The following is a 17,403-nucleotide window of genomic DNA, read 5'->3' on the forward strand; positions in this document are numbered from 1 at the left end:
GCGGACGGAGACGAACGCCAGCGCTCGCAGGCCGACCGAAGCGGACGGGCGCGGACGGAGCCGCCCCGAGCGACGGCGGGCTAGGCGGAGCTCGGCGCGATCCCCATCGGGGGGCTGCGCTCGAGGTTCCGCAGCGGCTCGCGCATGGTCACGAACTCCTCGGCCGCGGTCGGGTGGATGCCGATCGTCGCGTCGAACTGCGCCTTGGTCGCGCCGCACTTCAGCGCGACGGCGAACCCCTGGATGATCTCGCCGGCGTCCGGCCCGACCATGTGGACGCCGAGCACCCGGTCGGTCGCGCGGTCGACGACGAGCTTCATCATCGTCTTCTCCTCGCGCCCGGAGAGGGTGTGCTTGAGCGCGCGGAAGGTCGAGAGGTAGATGGCGACGTCGTGGTGCTCTCGCGCCTGCGCCTCGGACAGGCCGACGGTGCCGACGTTCGGCTGGCTGAAGACGGCGGTCGGGATGCCGGCGTAGTCCACGCGCGCGCGCTCGCCGCGGAAGAGCGTCTTCACCAGCGCCATCGCCTCGGCGATGGCCACCGGGGTGAGCTGCACGCGCGAGATCACGTCGCCGAGCGCATAGATCGACGGGACCGATGTCTGGAACGCGTCGTCCACCACGACCGCGCCGTCCTCGTCGAGCTTCACCCCGACCTCCTCGAGGCCGAGCCCCCTGGTCTTCGGCAGGCGCCCCGTCGCATACAGCACGCGGTCGGCCGCGAGCTCGGTGCCGTCGGCGAGCGTCGCGCAGAGCGCGTCGCCCCGCCGCTCGAGGCTCTCGATGGTCGCGCCCAGGCGGAGGTCCAGCCCCTTCTTCTGGAGCTCGGCGGCAAGGAACGTCCGGATGTCGTCGTCGAAGCCGCGCAGGAGGTGCAAGCCGCGGTGGATCAGCGACACCTCGGCCCCGAGGCCGTGCAGGATGCCGGCGAGCTCGACCGCGATGTAGCCGCCCCCGACGATGACCGCCCGCCGCGGCATCGTCGGGAAGTGGAACAGGTCGTCGGAGGTGACGGCGAGCTCGCGCCCGGGGAGATCGGGGATCCAGGGGTAGCTGCCGGTCGCGACGAGGATCCGCTCGGCGGTGATCCTGGCGCCGTCGATCTCGACGGCGTGGGGATCGACGACCCGGGCGTGCCCCCGGCGGATGTCGGCGCCCGAGTGCTTCAGGAGCCGCTCGTAGACGCCGTTCAGGCGCTCGATCTCCTTGTCCTTGTTGCGGAGGAGCGTCGGCCAGTCGAACGACGGGCCGGCATGCCCGTTCCCGCTTTCGCCATGGCCGGGCACCGTCCAGCCGTAGCCGGCGGCGTCCTCGAAGTCCTCGGCGTAGTGCGAGGCGTAGACGAGGAGCTTCTTCGGGATGCACCCCAGGTTGACGCAGGTGCCGCCGAGGTGGCGCGACTCGGCGACGGCGACCCGCGCGCCGTAGGAAGCGGCCATGCGGGCTGCGCGCACGCCGCCGGAGCCGGCGCCGATGACGAACAGATCGTAATCGTACTTGGACATGGCGGACGACTATGCCCCATGCGGGGCGCGGTCGCCGCGCGCCGTGCGGTCGCCGCGCCCCCGGCCTCCGCTCCCTTCGGCTTCGGCTCGGCCACCGGCGCGGGGATTCTGCTACGGTCCCGCCGTTGCGCTCCTCGACCCACACTGGAACCTTCGCCGACGCTCCGTCACCGCGCCCGCGCGACGGCGACCCGCAGGAGCGTCCCGCGCCGCGCCTCGCGGGGCGCGCGCGCCGCGCCCTGCCCTTCGCGCTGGCGGCCGCGCTCGTCGCGTTCGTCCTCGGCCGGCTCGACTTCGACGCCTTCCTCGCCGCCCTGTCGCACGTCGATGCGCCGCTCTTCGTCGCCTTCGCCGCCCTCTTCGTCCTCGCGCTCCTCGGCGCCGACACGTTCGCGACCGTCCTCGTCTACCGCCGCCTGATCGCGCCCGTCGCCTTCCGCGATTTCCTCGTGCTCCGCGGCGCCTCCTACCTCCCGTCGCTGCTCAACCACCACGTCGGTCAGGCCTTCATCACGGTCTTCCTCGCGCGCGTGCACGCCGTGCCGCTCGCGCGCGTCGCCGGCGCGACGCTCGTCGTGTACGCGTCGTGGCTCGGCTGCCTGCTCCTCCTCGGCGCCGTCGCCGTGCCCGCGAACGGCGGGTCGCTCGCCGGGTCCGCCCTGCTCCTCGCGGCGGGCGCGCTCTACCTTGCGATCCTCGCGCTCCGCCCCGCCCGGCTCGCCCGCACGAAGCTCCTCGCCCCGCTCTTCGAGGCGGGCGTGCGCGGCCACCTCGTCGCCCTCGCCGCGCGTATCCCGCACCTCCTCGTCCTGTTCGCCGGCACCTGGCTCCCCTTCTGGTTCTTCGACGTGCGCATTCCCCTTGGAGCCGCCCTCACCTACATCCCGATCCTGATGGTGGCGGTGACGCTCCCCATCACGCCGCAAGGCTTCGGCACGCGCGACGTGCTCGCCGCCGCGCTCTTCGAGGGCTTCGCGGCCGGCGCGACGCGCGACGCACGCCTGGCCGCCATCGCCGCCTCGACGACGACGTGGGCCGTGGCGCTCACCCTCGTCGAGGCCGCGCTGGGCCTGGCCCTGCTCCGGGGCGTTTTGCCCCATATGGAGGCAAAGCGCCCCACCGACGCTGCTGCCTCCGATGCTGCCCCCTCCGCCAGGCGCGAACCGACATGACGCGGCTTAACGCGGCTCGCCATCGCGGAATTGTCACGGTATTTGCAAATATTGCAACTACGCTGTGGGTTATGGGCCATTGGCTCATGGTTTGCCATAGCGTTAAAGAAGTCGAAGAGGCCAAAGAGGCCAAAGAGAGATAGGTCGGCTGGGAGAAGGTTCGGCGCGACGAGTTTCGGGTTATAGTCTCCGACCCCCTGGCGTTGCTTTCGTCCTTCTGGCGGGCGCGTCCCGCCGAACATCGCAGACTGGGCAAGTCCGCGCCGAGCGACCCTCTATGAAGAACCTGGTTCGTTTCCTCGCCTCCTCCGATCACGACGTCGCCCGCGCCGTTCGGCACGTGCGCCAGCAGGTCCGCGGCTTCACCCTGCCCGCGCCGCGGCCGATCGTGGTCCCGATGCGCATGGCGTTCGAGGCGGCGCGCGAGGCGTACTACTTCGGCGCTCGCGTGCTCGTCTGCGAGCCGCACTTCAAGTCGCACTGCGCGCAGTACGGCAAGGGTGTCCGGACGGGGAACTTCATCCACTACATCCAGGGGCAGGGCGACATCCTCCTTGGCGACAACGTGGTGCTCGACGGCAAGATCAACTTCGTCTTCGCCCGGCGGTTCTGCGACCGCCCCACGCTGCGGATCGGCGACAACACAGGGATCGGGCACGGCTGCCGGATCATCGTCGGCAAGTCGATCACCATCGGCAAGCACTGCCGCATCGCGGGGAGCGTCTTCATCCTCGATTCGAGCGGCCACCCGAGCGATCCGGAGGCCCGGAAGCGGGGCCTGCCGCCCTCGGACGCCGAGGTGCGGCCGGTCGTCATCGAGGACAACGTATGGCTCGGGGCCCGGTCGATGATCTTCCCGGGGGTCACGGTGGGCGAGGGCAGCGTGGTTGCGGCGGGCGCCATCGTGATGGCCGATGTCCCTCCGTACACCGTCGTCGCTGGCAATCCGGCCCGACGGGTGGCATCACTGCGGACCGAGCCGGCGCCCGAGGCGAACCGCGCCGACGCGAAGAAGCAAGGCGCGGACGACGCGGGGAGGCGCTCGGTCTCCGACAGCGCATCTTGACCCTGGAGCTCTTTACATGGCGATCGAGGTGGAGAAGGTCATCGAGGTCATCGTCACGGTCGGCAGCTTGCCCGCTGAGATCAAGCCCGACGACGACATCTACGACGCGGGGTTCTCCTCGATTCGCGCGCTCCAGCTGCTCACAGAGCTGGAGGATCGGTTCAACGTGGCGCTCCCCGACGACAGGTTCACCGTCGCCCGCACGCCGCGCGCGCTGAGCGCTCTCATCCAGGAGCTCGCCCCGTGAGGAGGGTCGTCACGGTCGAGCTCGCGACGCCTGCAACCGAGATGGCGCAGGAGGAGATCCCGAAGCAGATCGCCTTCCTCTCGAAGGAGATCGCGAACATCCGCTTCGTCCGCGAGGGCGCCGCGCTGGAGTTCGAGGCCCCCGAGGAGCAGGCCGGCGCCCTCGCGAAGGCGGCCGAGGGCCTCGCGCGCACCATGCAGCGCAGCCTGCGCCAGCTCAAGCGGAAGCTCGTGTACCGCAGCCCGGCGTGTGATCGGGTGGAGTTCCGCGGCGGCGCGCTCCCCGGCGGGATCACGCAGATGGGCCAGGGCCAGGTCGCCCTCGAGGGCATCCCGCTGCGGCTCTATCGGTACTTCGATCGCTCGCTGGAGGCGCTCGGCGCGCCGTTCTCGCCGAGCCCGATCCTGGTGCCGACGTTGATCCCGGCGGCGACGCTGGCGAAGTGCGACTACTTCCGCTCGTTCCCGCACATCGTCACGTTCACGTGCCACCTGCCGGAGGACATGCCCCTCATCGAGGATTTCCGGGCGAGGCACCAGGACCGGGACACCCTCGACGAGCGCGCGCTGAGCGACATGGCGCAGCCGGAAGTGTGCCTCTCGCCGGCGATCTGTTACCACGTGTACGCGGCGAACCGGGACCGGGTGCTGCCGGCGGGCGGCGCGCGCTACGCCCTCGCGGGCCGCTGCTTCCGCTACGAGTCGAGCAAGATGGTCGACCTGCGGCGGCTCTGGGAGTTCACGATGCGGGAGATCGTCTTCCTCGGGTCGCGGGAGGAGGTCCTCGCGCTGCGCGAGCAGGGGAACGAGCTCGTGGCGCGCTACCTCGACGAGCACCGGCTCGCCGGCGAGATCCGGACGGCGAGCGACCCGTTCTTCATCGCGCCGGACGCGGCCGCCAAGACGTACTTCCAGATCAGCAGCGAGACGAAGTACGAGATCTCGCTGATGCTCCCGGAGGGCGAGCGCGTGGCGGCCGGCTCGCTGAACTACCACACCGACTTCTTCGGCCGCGCGTTCAGCTGCAATGTCGAGGGCGCGGGCCCGATGCACAGCGTGTGCATCGCGTTCGGCCTGGAGCGGTGGGTCTACGCGTTTTTGGCCCAGCACGGCGACGATCCGACAGGCTGGCCCGAGCTCGTGCGGCGGTCTCCCGAGATGGCCAGTCTGTAGAGAGGCTTCGCTGCCATGCAGCTCGAGCGCGTCGATCCGGTCGCGGCGGCGGACGAGGCCAGCTTCGTCCTGCGCGAGGCGTGGCCGCTGCCGGTCCTCCACTACACGGCCGACTACCTGAGGTGGCAGTTCGGCTCCCCCGGACCGGCGCCGCAGGCGGTGCTCGCGCGCGAGGGCGGCGAGCCGGCCGGCTTCATCGGCGTCGCCCCGCGCCGCTTCCGCTTCCGGGGAGTCACGTCGGAGGGATATGTCCTCTCGTTCGTGAGCGTGCGGCCGAAGTTCCAGGGACAGGGGCTTGCGAGCCGGCTGTACACGGAGCTCCTCGCCGGCCTCCGGGCGACCGGCCTGCCGATCGCGGTGTTCGTGGAGGCGCGGTCCGCGCCCGCGCAGCGCGTGCTCTTCAAGGCGGTGGCGGCGGTGGGCCTCGAGCTGAAGCAGCTCACCGCGTGCCGGAACCACGGCTTCCTCCCCCGGGCCGGCGCCGCGCCGCCGCGGGCCGTGGCCGCGCCGGCGGGGGCCTTGGAAGACGCGCTCGCCGTGATGGGGGCGTGCGGCGACGAGCGCGTGCTGTGGTCGGCGCCCGACGCGGCCCAGCTCGAGCACGGCCTGCGCGATCCGCGGCCGCGCCGGCTGCTGCTCGTCGAGGAGGCAGGCCAGGCCGTCGGCGCCGCCGCGGTGTTCCTGTCGGAGATCGCGACCGCTCGTGGGATCGACCGGGTGGCGACGGTCGACACGCTCTTCCTGCCGGAGCCGACCGCCGATCGGCTCGCGGCGGTGATGCGCGCGGCGTCGGAGGTGTTCGCCGGAGAGGCGACCGCGCCGGTGGTGAGCGCGCCGAACCTGGCGATCGTCCCCCAGGACCAGCTGAGGCCAGCCGGCGTGCGCGCGACGGCCGCGACCTTCGACGCGTTCGTGATCCACCCGAAGGGCGGGCCATGGCTGGACGCCGAGACGACCAACCTCGAGGTCGTCTGACCCGAAGGTGCCCGGGGGAATCCATCTATTTTGCAGATGGTTCCCATCAGAACAATGCCGATTCACAAGATGGATCAGCGGGCGCATGCTGAGGTCATGACCAACAACACTTCTTCGATGGTGATCCGGCGCTCTGGCGAGCGCGGCTATGCCGACCACGGGTGGCTGCAGTCGTTCCACACGTTCTCGTTCGCCGACTACCAGGATCCGGAGCACATGGGCTTCCGCGCGCTGCGGGTCATCAACGACGACCGCGTCGCCCCGTCGCGGGGGTTCGGGATGCACCCGCACCAGAACATGGAGATCGTCACCTATGTCCTGGAGGGGGAGCTCGCGCACAAGGACAGCATGGGGAACGGGTCGATCATCCGCCCAGGCGAGGTCCAGCGCATGTCGGCGGGGACGGGCGTGTACCACAGCGAGCACAACACCTCGCAGGCGGGCCCGACCCACCTGCTGCAGATCTGGATCGTGCCGGATCGGCGCGGATATACGCCGAGCTACGAGCAGAAGGCGTTCTCGAAGGAAGAGCGCCAGGGCAAGCTGCGGCTCGTCGCCTCGCAGGACGGGCGGGAGGGCTCGGTCACGGTCCACCAGGACGTGAGCCTGTTCGCGGGGCTCTTCGGGCAAGGCGAAGAGGCGCGCTACGAGCTCCCGGCCGGTCGAAACGCCTGGGTCCACGTCGCGCGCGGCAGCGTCGAGCTGAACGGGACGCTGCTCGAGGCCGGAGATGCGGCGGCCATCGGCGCAGCCGGCGCGGGGGAAGCAGGTCAGTCGCTCCACCTCGTCGGGAAGGGCGCGGGCGAGGTGCTGCTGTTCGACCTCGCCTGAGGGCGGCTCTCGCGCCCTCCGCTCGGCGGCGGCTCAAAGAGACAGATGAGACAGCGCGAGATCGCGCCCATGATCCACGGCGTCAGGAGAAGCCTGCCGCCTGCAAGGGAGCTCCCTGGGGCAAACAGGCACCTTGCGGGCGGCGGCTCGACGCACCGCCATGATCATCGCCCCCCTCGCTCGACCCCCGCAGAGGCGCGATGTCGCCGCCGCGCTGCGGGTCCGACGCCAGGAGGCAGCTGAATCCGTGTGTCTCGATCTGGCAGGCTTTGCGCGCCTCTCCCGCTTGCTCGTCGGCGGCATCCGCTCCATAGAGATCTCATGGATGCCATCGATCTCCTCGTAAGCCACCACCGCGAGCTCGAGCAGCGATTCTCCGAGCTGAAGGAGGCCTCTTCCGTCACCGCAGCGCAGTTCACCGCTGCCGCCGACCTCCTCGCCACCCACATCACGATCGAAGAGCAGGACTTCTACCCGGCGGTCCGGGCTCGCCGCACCGAGGATATCCTCCTCGAGTCGCTGGAGGAGCACCTGTCCATCAAGCGCGTGCTGGCCGATCTCGTGGCCCTCGACGCCGCGGACGAGACGTTCGGGGCCAAGGTCCATGTGCTCGCCGAGCAGCTCGAGCACCACCACAAGGAGGAGGAAGAGCACCTGTTCCCCAAGGTCAGGAAGCTCCTTGACGACGGCGCGCGCGAAGCGCTCGGGCAGCAGATGCACGCGAGGATGCGCGCGCTGCAGCAGGGGGAGCCCCGCAGGCTCGTCCTGGGCCAGACCGACGCCGCAGCGCCCCTCCCCTGAACCCATGTCCCTCCAGCCCGCTCTCCTCGGTGGCCCCCGGCGCCGTGAGCGCCCGGACGCGGCGCCCGCATACGCCGGCCCACGCAAGCCCACGCAGGCCCACGCAACTGCCCACGCAACTGCCCACGCAACTGCCCACGCAACTGAGCGATGAGCGACGGCTGTTAGAAACGATACCCTCACGCAACACGCGCGTGCTGAAGCCGGACGTAAAAACCTGAGCCGCATGCAGGCGCCAGCGCCACCATACAAGTCAACGAAACCTGAGAAATTCGTCGGAGCGAATGCGATTTTTCTAGTAGGAGTTTTCCTACGGTCGTTATTCTAGCCTGCTGCGAGTCTCGTGGCGGTGGTCCGGAATGGCCGCGGGAAGAGAGCATGGTGCGAAGAAGCCGATGGGCAGGGCCTGATGCCGTACGCCAGCTGCTCGGCGCAGCGGGCGCAGTCTGGCGCGCGAGCGAGCGATGCCCGACGCTCACCGGGGATCTTCGACGGAGGTAGGATGACGGCTCGACCTGTACTCTCGATTGACACATCCTTCGATCCGGACAGCGCGTGGTTCGCGGCCGGACGCACGCAGCTCTACGGGCGTATGGGAGAGCAGTTCTCCATCGTACCGTTCGGACGCGCCAGCGCGGAGCGGAGGAGGATACTCCGCCAGATCGCGCGCGCCGAAAGCACCGGCAATCCATTCCGGGCGATCGTGGTGTCGTCCCACGGCAAGACGAGCTGCGTTGTGGACGACGAGTCGCCCGACGGCATCCTGCTCTCGCACGAGAGCCCTGCGCAGGAGATCGAGCTCTGGGCGCGCGGTCGCGTGCTCTATTTCTGCTGTGGTGAGACCGCGAACGGGCCGCTGTTCGACAGGCTCCTCGACGGGGGAGCGCGGGCGGTGGTCGGCTTCACCGGGAGGCTCGGCGCCACGACCGTCGACGGCAAGTTCTTCTGGCGGCTGCTCGATCACGAGCTGGTGACCTGCGCGCTGCACGACCAGCAGGTGCCGGGCTTCGAGAGGGCGAGGCAGCAGTTCCTGGAGCGCGTCACGCTGCGTCTCACGTCGCTCCCCGACGACGGAGCGGTGCGGGACGAGCTCTCGAAGATGAGGGATCAGCTCGTGTCGATGGTGATCCGGGGCCCGGGGAAGGGCTAGCCCCAGCGCGGCGCGGTCTCCGGTAGACCGAGCGCCGCGCGGTCCGGTAGAACCGAGCTCGGCGCTGGTAGGGCGCCGAGCGGTCCGGTAGATCCAGGAGGGCCATGAGACGCAAGCCGACGGCGGTGCTCTCCTCGGCGGCGCTCCTCCTCGCCGCCATGGCGGGCGACGGCCTCGCCAGCCCGCGCGCGGCCGTGCGCGAGCAGGCGAGCGACGCATGGTTCATGGACGGCGGGCGCCGCGTCGACGTCGAGCGGCTCGGGCCGGCCGCGCTGGGCGCGTCCTCGACGCCGCGCGCGCTCGCGCCGGTGCGGCTCCGCTATCCAGGCGGCCGGACGGTCCAGGCCAGCGTCGGCGCGACCGCGATCGTGGAGGTCGAGCCGGGCGCCGAGGGCGCGCTCGGCGCCGCAGGCGTGGAGGTGGTGAGGCCGCTGATGCCCTCGATCGGGCTGTGGCTCGTCAGGGACACCGGCGGCGGCGATGGCCTCGACCTCGCCCAGCGCCTCCAGGGCGCGGCGCGGCCGGCCTTCGTGCGCGAGGCGATCCCGGACCTCCACGTGCGCCTCAAGGCGCACGGCGCGCCGTTCGCGCCGGACGACCCGCGCCTGCCCGACCAGTGGTACTTCGACGACCTCCGGATGCAGGAGGCCTGGGGGCGCACGCAGGGGGACGCGGCCACCTCCATCGTCGTCATCGACACCGGCTGCGACCTCGATCACCCGGACCTCGCCGCGAAGATGGATCCAGGCCTGGACGTCATCGACGGCGACGACGACCCCACCTACCAGCCGGGCGGGCAGAGCGTGAACCACGGGACGGCCTGCGCGGGCCTGATCGCCGCCGACACCGACAACGGCGTGGGCATCGCGGGCGGCTGCCCCGCCTGCAGGCTGCGGTGCGTGCGGCTGCTCGACGACGAGCCGCGGCCGATCTCCGCCTCGGTCGACGCCTTCGAGTTCGCGCTGCAGGTGAACGCCGCCGTCGTGTCGAACAGCTGGGGGTACGCCGATCCGATGCCCGTCCCCAGGGTGGTCGAGGCCGCGATCAACCGCCTCTTCGACGCCGGGCGCAACGGGAAGGGGGCGCTCGTCCTGTTCGCCGCCGGCAACGACGACCGGGAGATCCTCGACGACGAGCTCCAGGCCGTGCGGGGCGTCCTTACCGTGGGCGCCGTCAACCACCTGGAAGACGCGACGTCGTTCACGAACCGCGGGAGCTCCCTCGATCTCGTCGCGCCCACGGGGACGCTGAGCACCGATATCGCCGGGAGCGAGGGGGACGACGCGAGCGACTACACCTCTCGGTTCGGCGGCACCTCGTCGGCGTGCCCTGTCGCCGCCGGCGTCGCGGGGCTGCTCGTGAGCGCCGCGCCCGAGCGGACCGCGGGCGAGCTCTACGACGTCATGATCCGGACGGCGCGGCTGGCGCCGTACGCGGTACCCGACGAGAGCGGGCACGATCCCATCTTCGGGCACGGGATCATCGACCCTGTCGCGGCGCTCACGGAGGTGCTCGGGGACGAGCCGCCGCCGCTGGCAGGAGGCGGCGAGGGCGCCGACGACCAGCACGCCGGCTGCGCGTGCGCCTCGGCCGGCGCGGGCTCGGGCGAGCGGCGAGGCCTCGCGGCGGCGCTCCTCGGCCTGGCCGCGGCGGCGCGCCGGCGCGGCGCGTCCCGCGCGCGCCGCGGAGGGTGACCTCAGGCTCCGGGCTGCCGCCCGGCCCGGAGCGCGTCCCGCTGCGCGAGGAGCCACGCGCGCGCCTCGCCTTCCGTGTCGAAGAACGCGATGGAGTGCGAGCGCTGCGCGAGGAGGTTCATGCTCTTGAAGATGAGCGTCCCGATGACGCGGAGGGAGAAGCTCGCTCCGAAGAGCGCGACCGCGTCGAGGCGCGCCGAGCTCAGCCCTTCCGCGAACGCCTTGCGCGCCGGAGGTGAGATCGCCCCGTTGCCGCGCGCATCGGAGAGCACCAGGACGTCGCGGCCGCTGTCCCTCAGGCGCTGGCACGCCGCGGTGATCGTGCGCGCCATCTGCTCCGAAATATCGCCCACGACCGTGATGAACAAGACGCCGTCGGGCTCTTCGCGGAGGTCGAGGCGCGCGCCCTCCGGTCGGGGATCGCTCATGCGCCCCGTCGCGCGGCCCGGAGCGCATCCCGCTGGGCGAGCAGCCATGCGCGCGCCTCGCCTTCGGTCTCGAAGAACTCGACCGGATAGGATTGCCTCGACAGGATCTGCACGCTCTTCGCGGCGAGCGTCGAGACGACGCGCACGGCGAAGCTCGCGCCGAACAGCGCGATCGCGTCGAAGCGCACGCCGCGGAGCTCCTCCGCCATCACCTTGCGCGCCGACGCCGAGATGGTCCCGAGGCGGCGCGCATCGGAGAGCACGAGGACCGCGCGGCCGCCCTCCGACAGGCGCCTGCACGCGGCGGAGATCGCGCGCGCCGTGTCGTCCGAGATGTCGCCCTCGATGGCGGTGCACAGGATCCCGTCGGCGTCCTCGCGGAGGGCCTGGCTTGCGTCGTCGATGCGGGGGTCGCTCATGGCGTTCCACGGTAGCTCGTTTGCGCGGCGGTACGACGTTCGCGCGATCACGGACGGCACCCGCGCGACGACCGGCGAAGCGGCCGATCGAGCGCGTGGGTCGCCGTTCAGGGCCCGCGCATGCGCCGGATCATCCGCGCGCCGCGCGAGCGCGTCCGTCACGGCTCGCGCGCCCGCCGGGGAGACGCTGGCGCGCCGCGGCGACGCGTGGAACATCGGACATGGACCCTGCGAAGAAGACGCACATCCTGCCCCCGCGGGCGCGCCGCGGGGGGTGATGTCACGCCTGGGTTCGCCGCCCGGCCCGGTGCGCTCCCCGCTGCGCGAGGAGCCACGCGCGCGCTTCGGCTTCCGTCTCGAAGAACACGAGCAGAGGGAACCGCTTTGTGAGCAGGTTGATGCTCTTCATGATGAGCGTCGCCATGACGCGGATGGAGAAGCTCGCCCCGAAGACCGCGATCCCATCGAGGCGCGCCGAGCGCATCCCATCCAGGTACACCTTGCGCGCCGCCGGCGTGACCGCCCCGCAGCGGCGCGCGTCGGCGAGCACCAGGACGTCGCGGCCGCTGTCCGTCAGGCGCTGGAAGGCGTCCACGAGCGCGCGCGCGTTGTCCTCCAGGACATCGCCGTCGGTCGCGATGACCAGGAGGCCATCGGGCTCTTCGCGGAGCTCGAAGCGCGCGCCCGCCGGACGGGGATCGCTCATGTCGGGCATGGTAGCCCATCCCCGCGACGCCCGCCCCGCGCGCCGGCGCTGCGCCGATGGCGCGCGCCCCGGAGGGCGGCGGCGTTATGCGCCCTGCCGCTGCGTGGCCCGGAGCGCGTCTCGCTGGGCGAGCAGCCACGCGCGCGCCTCGTCCTCCGTGTCGAAGAACGCCAGCGGATAGACCTCGCCCGTGAAGAATTGCACGCTCCTCGAGGCGAGCGTGGTCACGACGCGCAGGGAGAAGCTCGCCCCGAAGACCGCGACCCCGCTGAAGCGCACGCCGCGCAGCTCTTCCGCCAGCGCGCTGCGCGCCGCCGCCGTCACGGTCCCGACGCGGCGGGAGTCGGAGAGCACGAAGACCTCGCGGCCGCTGTCCGCCACGCGCCTGAACACGGCGCAGAGAGAGCGCGCGATCTCCTCCGAGATATCGCCCTCGATGGCGAAACAAAGAATGCCGTCGGCGTCCTCGCGGAGGAAAGGGCATGCGTCCTCGGAACGGGGCTCGCTCATCTCCCGCAGGCTAGCGCATTCGGCTCACCGCAAGACGAGCGCTCGCGGGCCGGCGCGGGAGAGCGCTCGCCGGGTGACGCGCCTCACAGAGCACCGCTCCGCGCGCCGCCGCTCCGCGCGTCGCCCGGCGCGCAAGCCCCCGCTCAGCGCCTGCGCCGGCGCGCGACCGCCGCGAGCAGCGAGGCGCCCAGCGCGCAGCCGAAGGCCGCGGCGGAGCTCGAGGGCGCGGCGGCCGGCGCCACGACGCGGCAGCCGCACCCGCCGTCGTCGACGCCCGCTGCCCCCTCGGCAGGCGCCTCGCCGCCGGCGCCGCCGCCACCGCCATCGCCGCCGGTGGCCTCCGCATCGGCCCGGCACGCGGCGACCTCGTCCGGCGTGCCGATGCACAGCGTCGGCTTGCGCGATTCGCCTTCTTGAAGGCCGTTCACCACGATCACGGCGAGGTCGTCGGCGCCCGCCGTGTCGACGAGCGCCTCGCCGGAGGTGACGTCGCCGGCGCGCACCACTTCGCCGTACACGCGGCCGCGCCGCGCCGCGAGCAGCAGCGCGAGGCCGGAGAGCTGCGCCGGATCGTCCGCGGGCGCCGCGAGCGCGGCCGTCATGGTCGCGCGCCCGCCGGGGGGGACGCTGAAGTACTGCGCCGACGCATGGAAGACGCGCAGCCCGTCCGCGTACGGCGCCGCGACCTCCTCCGGGGCGAGCCCGCGGTAGCCGGACCCGGCGGCGTAGGAGCGCCCGGGATCCGCGGCGGATCCGGTGAGCAGGTTCCAGGCGGCGAACTCCACGAACGCCTCGGCGAACGTCGTCTGCGCCTGCGACGAGAGCAAGGGGTCGAGCTGCTCGAACCACACCGGATCCGCCTCGCCGAGCGCGCCGTCCTCGAGGCGCTCCCAGAGCGCGCGAACCGTGCCGTCTCCGAAGCGCTCCTCGAGGAACTGGAAGAAGAGCGCGCTCCCGTAGCTGAAGGGGTCCACAGGGCCGGTGAAGGGCACGTCGAGCGACCGATCCGTGTTCGCGAGGTAGCCGTCGACGAAGCCCTCGAAGTCCTTCAGCGAGGGGTCGAACGACTCGGTCGCCCAGACCGCGGTCCCCTCCGTGATCAGCGTGTCCTGGCCGTGGTCGTAGGCCGCCTGCACCGCGTGGAAGAGCTCGTGGCTCCCGAGGATCCGGTTCGCCGTCAGCGTCGACGGATAGCCGTAGCCGCTGTAGTCGTTCTCCTGGGTCATGAAGCCGGCGCAGCGGTCCCCGGCGTCCTCGGCGCAGGCGTCGACGCGGAACACGCCGTCGCCGACGCCGGCGAAGTCGACGAGGTAGACGTCGAAGCGGCCGTCGCCGCCGTTGTCGGGCAGGTCCTCGTCGCTCCTCGGCGGCCGGAAGCCGAGGACGTCTCGGTAGTGGGCGATCACCTCGTCGTAGACGGCCGCGACCTCCTCGACGAAGTCGGGGACGCCCGTCGCGTCGTCGTCCTCGGCGGGCACCGCGCAGCGCCCCTCGCGCGCGAAATGGACCAGGAAGCTCCCGGACGCCGACGCGAAGGTCTCGACGACGTCGTCCGGATCGAACCGGAACTGGAGGCTCGTGCCGCGCGAGTCGGGCCGATCGAGCGGCGCCGCGGCGGGGCCGTCGAGCGGCGGCGCCGCGGTGTCGTCCGCGCCGCAGCCCGCGAGCACGGCCGTGAGCATGGCCGCCGCGCAGGCCAGGCCGCTGCGCCACGGGGCCGCGGCGCAGGCCAGGCCGCTGCGCCGCGCGGGCACCGCGCCGGCGGTCCGCGTCACGGCAGGAACGCCCACCGGACCTGGAAGTTGGCGGAGCCGGTGTCCTCCATCGGGACCATCCCGGTCTCCTGGCACTGCGCCTGCGTCTGCTCGTTGTAGAAGTGCGTGACGGTCAGCTTGAGGCTCCGGCCGTCGGCGAGCCGGAGCACGTAGACGAGGCCGGTCATCTTCACGCACCCGGGGTAGGTCCAGTAGCCGGAGAGCGCCGTCGCCGGGGAGTCCAGCCCGGAGCCGTCGGGGATGAGCTCGCAGCTCTCGGTGAAATACTCGTCGCTGCGGAGCCTCAGCTCGCCGGGCGCCTCGGTGATCCCATCGTAGTCCGGGGTGCCCGGGAGCCGCGCCGCCGTGACGCAGGACGGCCCGGAGTGGCCGCTGTTGATGCGCACGATGTAGCGCCGGAAGGCGATGTCCCAGTCCATGGACTGGAGCGACGCCTCGTCGGAGATCTCGACCTTCTCGAGGCCGGCGTCCGTGAACCGGGCATAGACGTAGGCGTCGGGATCGGAAGCGAAGGGGCCGCCCGCGGTGGCGTCGACGAGGGAGCGGATGCCGGCGCCGTCCTGCTCGTTGAGGATCTCCCCTGCTGCCACGGTGTCCTGGAGGTTCATCTGCTGGAAGACCTCGTCCTCGCAGGGCACCGGCGTGGGCTCCGAGCAGACGGGCCCGGCGGGACCGCTGCCCCCCTCGCCGCCGCCTCCCGCGCCGCCAGGGTCGATCGGGTCGTCGGAGCCGCACGCGCACAGGGCAAGGAAGGCGAGGCTGGCGGCGACGAGGGGAGACGCAGTCGAGGAGCCCATTGGCGACATGGTAACCCAAAGTCGGAGCCGGCGTGCCGCTAGGGCGCTCGGCTGCGCTGGTAGAGCCACCAGTCTCCGACGTGGTCGACGGCGACGATGCTCGGGTCGTTCGCGAAGAGGTGATTCGCGCCCGCTCGCCGGCGGACGAGGAACCAGTCGAAGAAGGCGCCGTGGCGGCGGACGTCGAATATCGAAGGCGTCCACTCCCACCGGAGCGGCGTGGGCGGCGGGACGACGGCGTCCGGCTCCTCGCGGGGCCTGTAGGCGACGGGCGAGGCGTCCCAGACGGCGAAGTGGAAGCTGAGCCAGCCGCCTCGCGTGGCCTGCACCCAGGCGGGGAGATGGATGAACGGCGTCGTCGTCCGGGTCGAGCCGCCGTGATCGAAGACGAGGTAGAGCAGCCTCGGCGCCTGCGGGATGCGGGCGATGATGGCGTCGAAGTCCCGCGTGCTCTGGTCGAATCGGCGGTAGTTGTCGCGGACCACGGCGCCGAGGGAGAGCGCGGCGGCCGAGAGCGCGAGCACGGCCGGCACCTTGAGCCAGGGCGATCGCGGCAGGTCCGGGAAGGCGCCGAGGGCCAGGAACAGCGCGGCGACGATCTCGCGCGGGTAGACGTACCACCAGAGGCCGATCTGGAGCGGCAGGGTCAGGAACAGGCCCAGGAACACGGCCGCGCAGGCGACCGGAACGAGGGCGGCGAGGCGCGCGAAGGACCGCTGCGGCGCGTCCGTCGCGGGTGAGGGCGCCGCGTCGGCGCCGGCGCCGGCGAGCCGCGCGGCGGCGCCGGCGGCGCATACGAGCAGCGCGGCGAGCACGAAGCGCGCTGCCCGGCCGGCGGCCACCGCCTCGGCGGGATCGGTGAAGCTCGTGAAGAGGAGCGATGGGATCTCGCGGAGCCGCTCCCAGTGGAGCGCGGGCGTGATGGGCGCCGCGTGCAGCGTGTCGGTCCGGACCGCGAGCCACGCCGCGAAGAGGGCCAGCGAGGGCGCGAGCGGGAGCGCGATGGGGCGGAGCCGCCGCGTCGCCGGGAAGACGACGATCGCCGTGCCGACGACGGCGGCGAGCGCGAACGGGAAGCGGAAGATGTGCGTGAAGAACAGGGCGACGAGCGCGAGCGCGAGCGCGATCTGCCGGCCGCGTGAGGGGCGATCGAGGAGCAGGAGCGTCAGGCCGACGACCATCGCGAAGAGGCCGAGCGCGCCCATGTGATTGAGGAAGCCCCAGTGGGTGAGGTTGCACCAGACGAGGAGCAGGCCGAGGACGCCGAGGAGCGGGCTCCGCTTCAGGCCGTGAAAGAGGACGGCGAGGCCCGCGGGCAGGAGCGCGAGCATCGCCGCCGCCGCGACCTTCACCGCGGCCACGGGAGGGAGGACGAGCATCAGCAGGGCACCCAGCGCGTACATGGACATGTACGGGACGGCGAGCGGCTGGAGCGTGAACTGCTCGCGGAAGTGCCACGCCGGGTCGAGGTAGTGCCTGAACGCCGCCGTCTCGGCCGCGTGGAACGGGAGATCGGTCATCGGCGGATAGCGGACGACCGCGAGCGGGACGGCGATCACATAGACGGACGCGGCGACGACGACGAGGGCGAGCGCCGCGCTGAGCGGCGCGCGGTCGACACGCGGTCGACACGCGCCGCGGCGGAGCAGGCCGGAGAGCGCTCGGACCGCGGAGCTCGCGCCGCGGCGGAGCAGGCCGGAGAGCGCGCGGCGCTCGGGAGCGGGCGCCGCCAGAGGCTCCGCCGGAGGGGACGGGGTACCCAAGGTGGCGGGAAGCTATCATCTCGGAACCGAACCGAGGCCCCAGGAGGCCCTCCTGGAGAGGTCGCGATGTGCCGGCTCCCCCTCCCGAGGGGGGTTCGGTCGATCTGCAACCGACAATGGGGCCTCGGATGTCCGCCGCGAGAGGTCGCGATGTACCGGCTCCCCCTCCGAGGGGGGTTCGGTCGATCTGCAACCGAACGTGGGGCCTCGGATGCCCACCTGGAGAGGTCGCGATGTGCTGGCTCCCCCTCCCCGAGGGGGTTCGGTCGATCTGCAACCGGTCCGAGGGCCTCGGATGCCTGCGCGCAGAGGTCGCGATATGCCGGCTCCACCTCGGCGACGCCAGCGCCGTCACGCCAACCCCGCCGCGCGGCCCTTGCGGCCACCCGGCT

17 protein-coding genes are annotated in these 17,403 nt (G+C 72.0%); 9 read left to right on the plus strand and 8 right to left on the minus strand.

The features are described from left to right. Positions 1-80: 80 nt before the first annotated feature. Complete coding sequence (gor, locus tag WMF29_RS34835) at positions 81-1,505, minus strand: glutathione-disulfide reductase (protein WP_437324414.1); 1,425 nt, start codon at positions 1,503-1,505, stop codon at positions 81-83. A 125-nt stretch (positions 1,506-1,630) separates the two neighbouring features. Here gor and WMF29_RS34840 point away from each other — a divergent pair, with 125 nt between their 5' ends. The 9 genes from WMF29_RS34840 (at position 1,631) to WMF29_RS34880 (ending at position 10,613) form a co-directional block, all read left to right on the plus strand. Further along, positions 1,631-2,677 carry a lysylphosphatidylglycerol synthase domain-containing protein gene (locus tag WMF29_RS34840; RefSeq protein WP_437324415.1) on the plus strand — a complete coding sequence of 349 codons (1,047 nt, stop codon included), beginning with the start codon at positions 1,631-1,633 and terminating at the stop codon, positions 2,675-2,677. Positions 2,678-2,954: 277 nt separating this feature from the next. Continuing rightward, on the plus strand, positions 2,955-3,743 hold the full coding sequence (locus tag WMF29_RS34845; RefSeq protein ID WP_437324416.1) for an acyltransferase: 789 nt from the start codon (positions 2,955-2,957) through the stop codon (positions 3,741-3,743). Between the two features lie 16 nt (positions 3,744-3,759). After that, positions 3,760-3,990, plus strand: a complete 231-nt coding sequence (locus WMF29_RS34850; RefSeq protein WP_437324417.1) for an acyl carrier protein — start codon at positions 3,760-3,762, stop codon at positions 3,988-3,990. After that, on the plus strand, positions 3,987-5,162 hold the full coding sequence (locus tag WMF29_RS34855; protein ID WP_437324418.1) for a hypothetical protein: 1,176 nt from the start codon (positions 3,987-3,989) through the stop codon (positions 5,160-5,162). Before WMF29_RS34850 ends, WMF29_RS34855 begins: the two co-directional genes overlap by 4 nt. A gap of 15 nt (positions 5,163-5,177) precedes the next feature. After that, positions 5,178-6,137: a GNAT family N-acetyltransferase gene (locus WMF29_RS34860; protein WP_437324419.1), complete on the plus strand. Its 960-nt coding sequence runs from the start codon at positions 5,178-5,180 to the stop codon at positions 6,135-6,137. Positions 6,138-6,254: 117 nt separating this feature from the next. Continuing rightward, a complete protein-coding gene (locus tag WMF29_RS34865) occupies positions 6,255-6,968 on the plus strand; it encodes a pirin family protein (protein WP_437331197.1) in 714 nt (237 codons plus the stop codon). 321 nt (positions 6,969-7,289) lie between these two features. Then, the gene (locus tag WMF29_RS34870; protein WP_437324420.1) at positions 7,290-7,769 is read left to right on the plus strand and encodes a hemerythrin domain-containing protein; all 480 of its coding nucleotides are present in this window, start codon (positions 7,290-7,292) and stop codon (positions 7,767-7,769) included. A 502-nt stretch (positions 7,770-8,271) separates the two neighbouring features. Next, complete coding sequence (locus WMF29_RS34875; protein WP_437324421.1) at positions 8,272-8,919, plus strand: hypothetical protein; 648 nt, start codon at positions 8,272-8,274, stop codon at positions 8,917-8,919. Positions 8,920-9,023: 104 nt separating this feature from the next. After that, positions 9,024-10,613, plus strand: coding sequence for a S8 family peptidase (locus WMF29_RS34880; protein ID WP_437324422.1), 1,590 nt, complete (start codon positions 9,024-9,026; stop codon positions 10,611-10,613). Between the two features lie 2 nt (positions 10,614-10,615). Here the strand turns inward: WMF29_RS34880 and WMF29_RS34885 are convergent, their stop codons facing one another. The 7 genes from WMF29_RS34885 to WMF29_RS34915 form a co-directional block, all read right to left on the minus strand. Next, a complete protein-coding gene (locus WMF29_RS34885) occupies positions 10,616-11,041 on the minus strand; it encodes an STAS/SEC14 domain-containing protein (RefSeq protein WP_437324423.1) in 426 nt (141 codons plus the stop codon). Beyond that, positions 11,038-11,460, minus strand: coding sequence for an STAS/SEC14 domain-containing protein (locus WMF29_RS34890; protein ID WP_437324424.1), 423 nt, complete (start codon positions 11,458-11,460; stop codon positions 11,038-11,040). Before WMF29_RS34890 ends, WMF29_RS34885 begins: the two co-directional genes overlap by 4 nt. Before the next feature lie 280 nt (positions 11,461-11,740). Then, positions 11,741-12,166 carry an STAS/SEC14 domain-containing protein gene (locus WMF29_RS34895; RefSeq protein WP_437324425.1) on the minus strand — a complete coding sequence of 142 codons (426 nt, stop codon included), beginning with the start codon at positions 12,164-12,166 and terminating at the stop codon, positions 11,741-11,743. A gap of 84 nt (positions 12,167-12,250) precedes the next feature. After that, the gene (locus tag WMF29_RS34900) at positions 12,251-12,676 is read right to left on the minus strand and encodes an STAS/SEC14 domain-containing protein (protein WP_437324426.1); all 426 of its coding nucleotides are present in this window, start codon (positions 12,674-12,676) and stop codon (positions 12,251-12,253) included. 143 nt (positions 12,677-12,819) lie between these two features. Then, entirely contained in the window at positions 12,820-14,466 is a 1,647-nt protein-coding gene (locus WMF29_RS34905; protein ID WP_437324427.1) for an MXAN_6640 family putative metalloprotease, read from the minus strand. Continuing rightward, positions 14,448-15,248, minus strand: a complete 801-nt coding sequence (locus WMF29_RS34910) for an HmuY family protein (RefSeq protein WP_437324428.1) — start codon at positions 15,246-15,248, stop codon at positions 14,448-14,450. The genes WMF29_RS34905 and WMF29_RS34910 overlap by 19 nt, the downstream gene beginning before the upstream one ends. 38 nt (positions 15,249-15,286) lie before the next feature. After that, positions 15,287-17,011, minus strand: coding sequence for a hypothetical protein (locus WMF29_RS34915; RefSeq protein ID WP_437324429.1), 1,725 nt, complete (start codon positions 17,009-17,011; stop codon positions 15,287-15,289). Positions 17,012-17,403: the final 392 nt, after the last annotated feature.

The sequence above is a fragment of the Sorangium sp. So ce381 genome (genome assembly GCF_051473845.1).
Lineage (GTDB): Bacteria > Myxococcota_A > Polyangia > Polyangiales > Polyangiaceae > Sorangium > Sorangium atrum.

Coding starts and splice junctions, on each gene's coding strand:
- WMF29_RS34875 (WP_437324421.1), top strand. CDS start 8,272: ATGACGGCTCGACCTGTACTCTCGATTGACACATCCTTCGATCCGGAC.
- WMF29_RS34865 (WP_437331197.1), top strand. CDS start 6,255: ATGGTGATCCGGCGCTCTGGCGAGCGCGGCTATGCCGACCACGGGTGG.
- WMF29_RS34890 (WP_437324424.1), bottom strand. CDS start 11,460: ATGAGCGACCCCCGCATCGACGACGCAAGCCAGGCCCTCCGCGAGGAC.
- WMF29_RS34870 (WP_437324420.1), top strand. CDS start 7,290: ATGGATGCCATCGATCTCCTCGTAAGCCACCACCGCGAGCTCGAGCAG.
- WMF29_RS34845 (WP_437324416.1), top strand. CDS start 2,955: ATGAAGAACCTGGTTCGTTTCCTCGCCTCCTCCGATCACGACGTCGCC.
- WMF29_RS34860 (WP_437324419.1), top strand. CDS start 5,178: ATGCAGCTCGAGCGCGTCGATCCGGTCGCGGCGGCGGACGAGGCCAGC.
- WMF29_RS34880 (WP_437324422.1), top strand. CDS start 9,024: ATGAGACGCAAGCCGACGGCGGTGCTCTCCTCGGCGGCGCTCCTCCTC.
- WMF29_RS34910 (WP_437324428.1), bottom strand. CDS start 15,248: ATGGGCTCCTCGACTGCGTCTCCCCTCGTCGCCGCCAGCCTCGCCTTC.
- WMF29_RS34895 (WP_437324425.1), bottom strand. CDS start 12,166: ATGAGCGATCCCCGTCCGGCGGGCGCGCGCTTCGAGCTCCGCGAAGAG.
- WMF29_RS34885 (WP_437324423.1), bottom strand. CDS start 11,041: ATGAGCGATCCCCGACCGGAGGGCGCGCGCCTCGACCTCCGCGAAGAG.
- WMF29_RS34850 (WP_437324417.1), top strand. CDS start 3,760: ATGGCGATCGAGGTGGAGAAGGTCATCGAGGTCATCGTCACGGTCGGC.
- WMF29_RS34900 (WP_437324426.1), bottom strand. CDS start 12,676: ATGAGCGAGCCCCGTTCCGAGGACGCATGCCCTTTCCTCCGCGAGGAC.
- gor (WP_437324414.1), bottom strand. CDS start 1,505: ATGTCCAAGTACGATTACGATCTGTTCGTCATCGGCGCCGGCTCCGGC.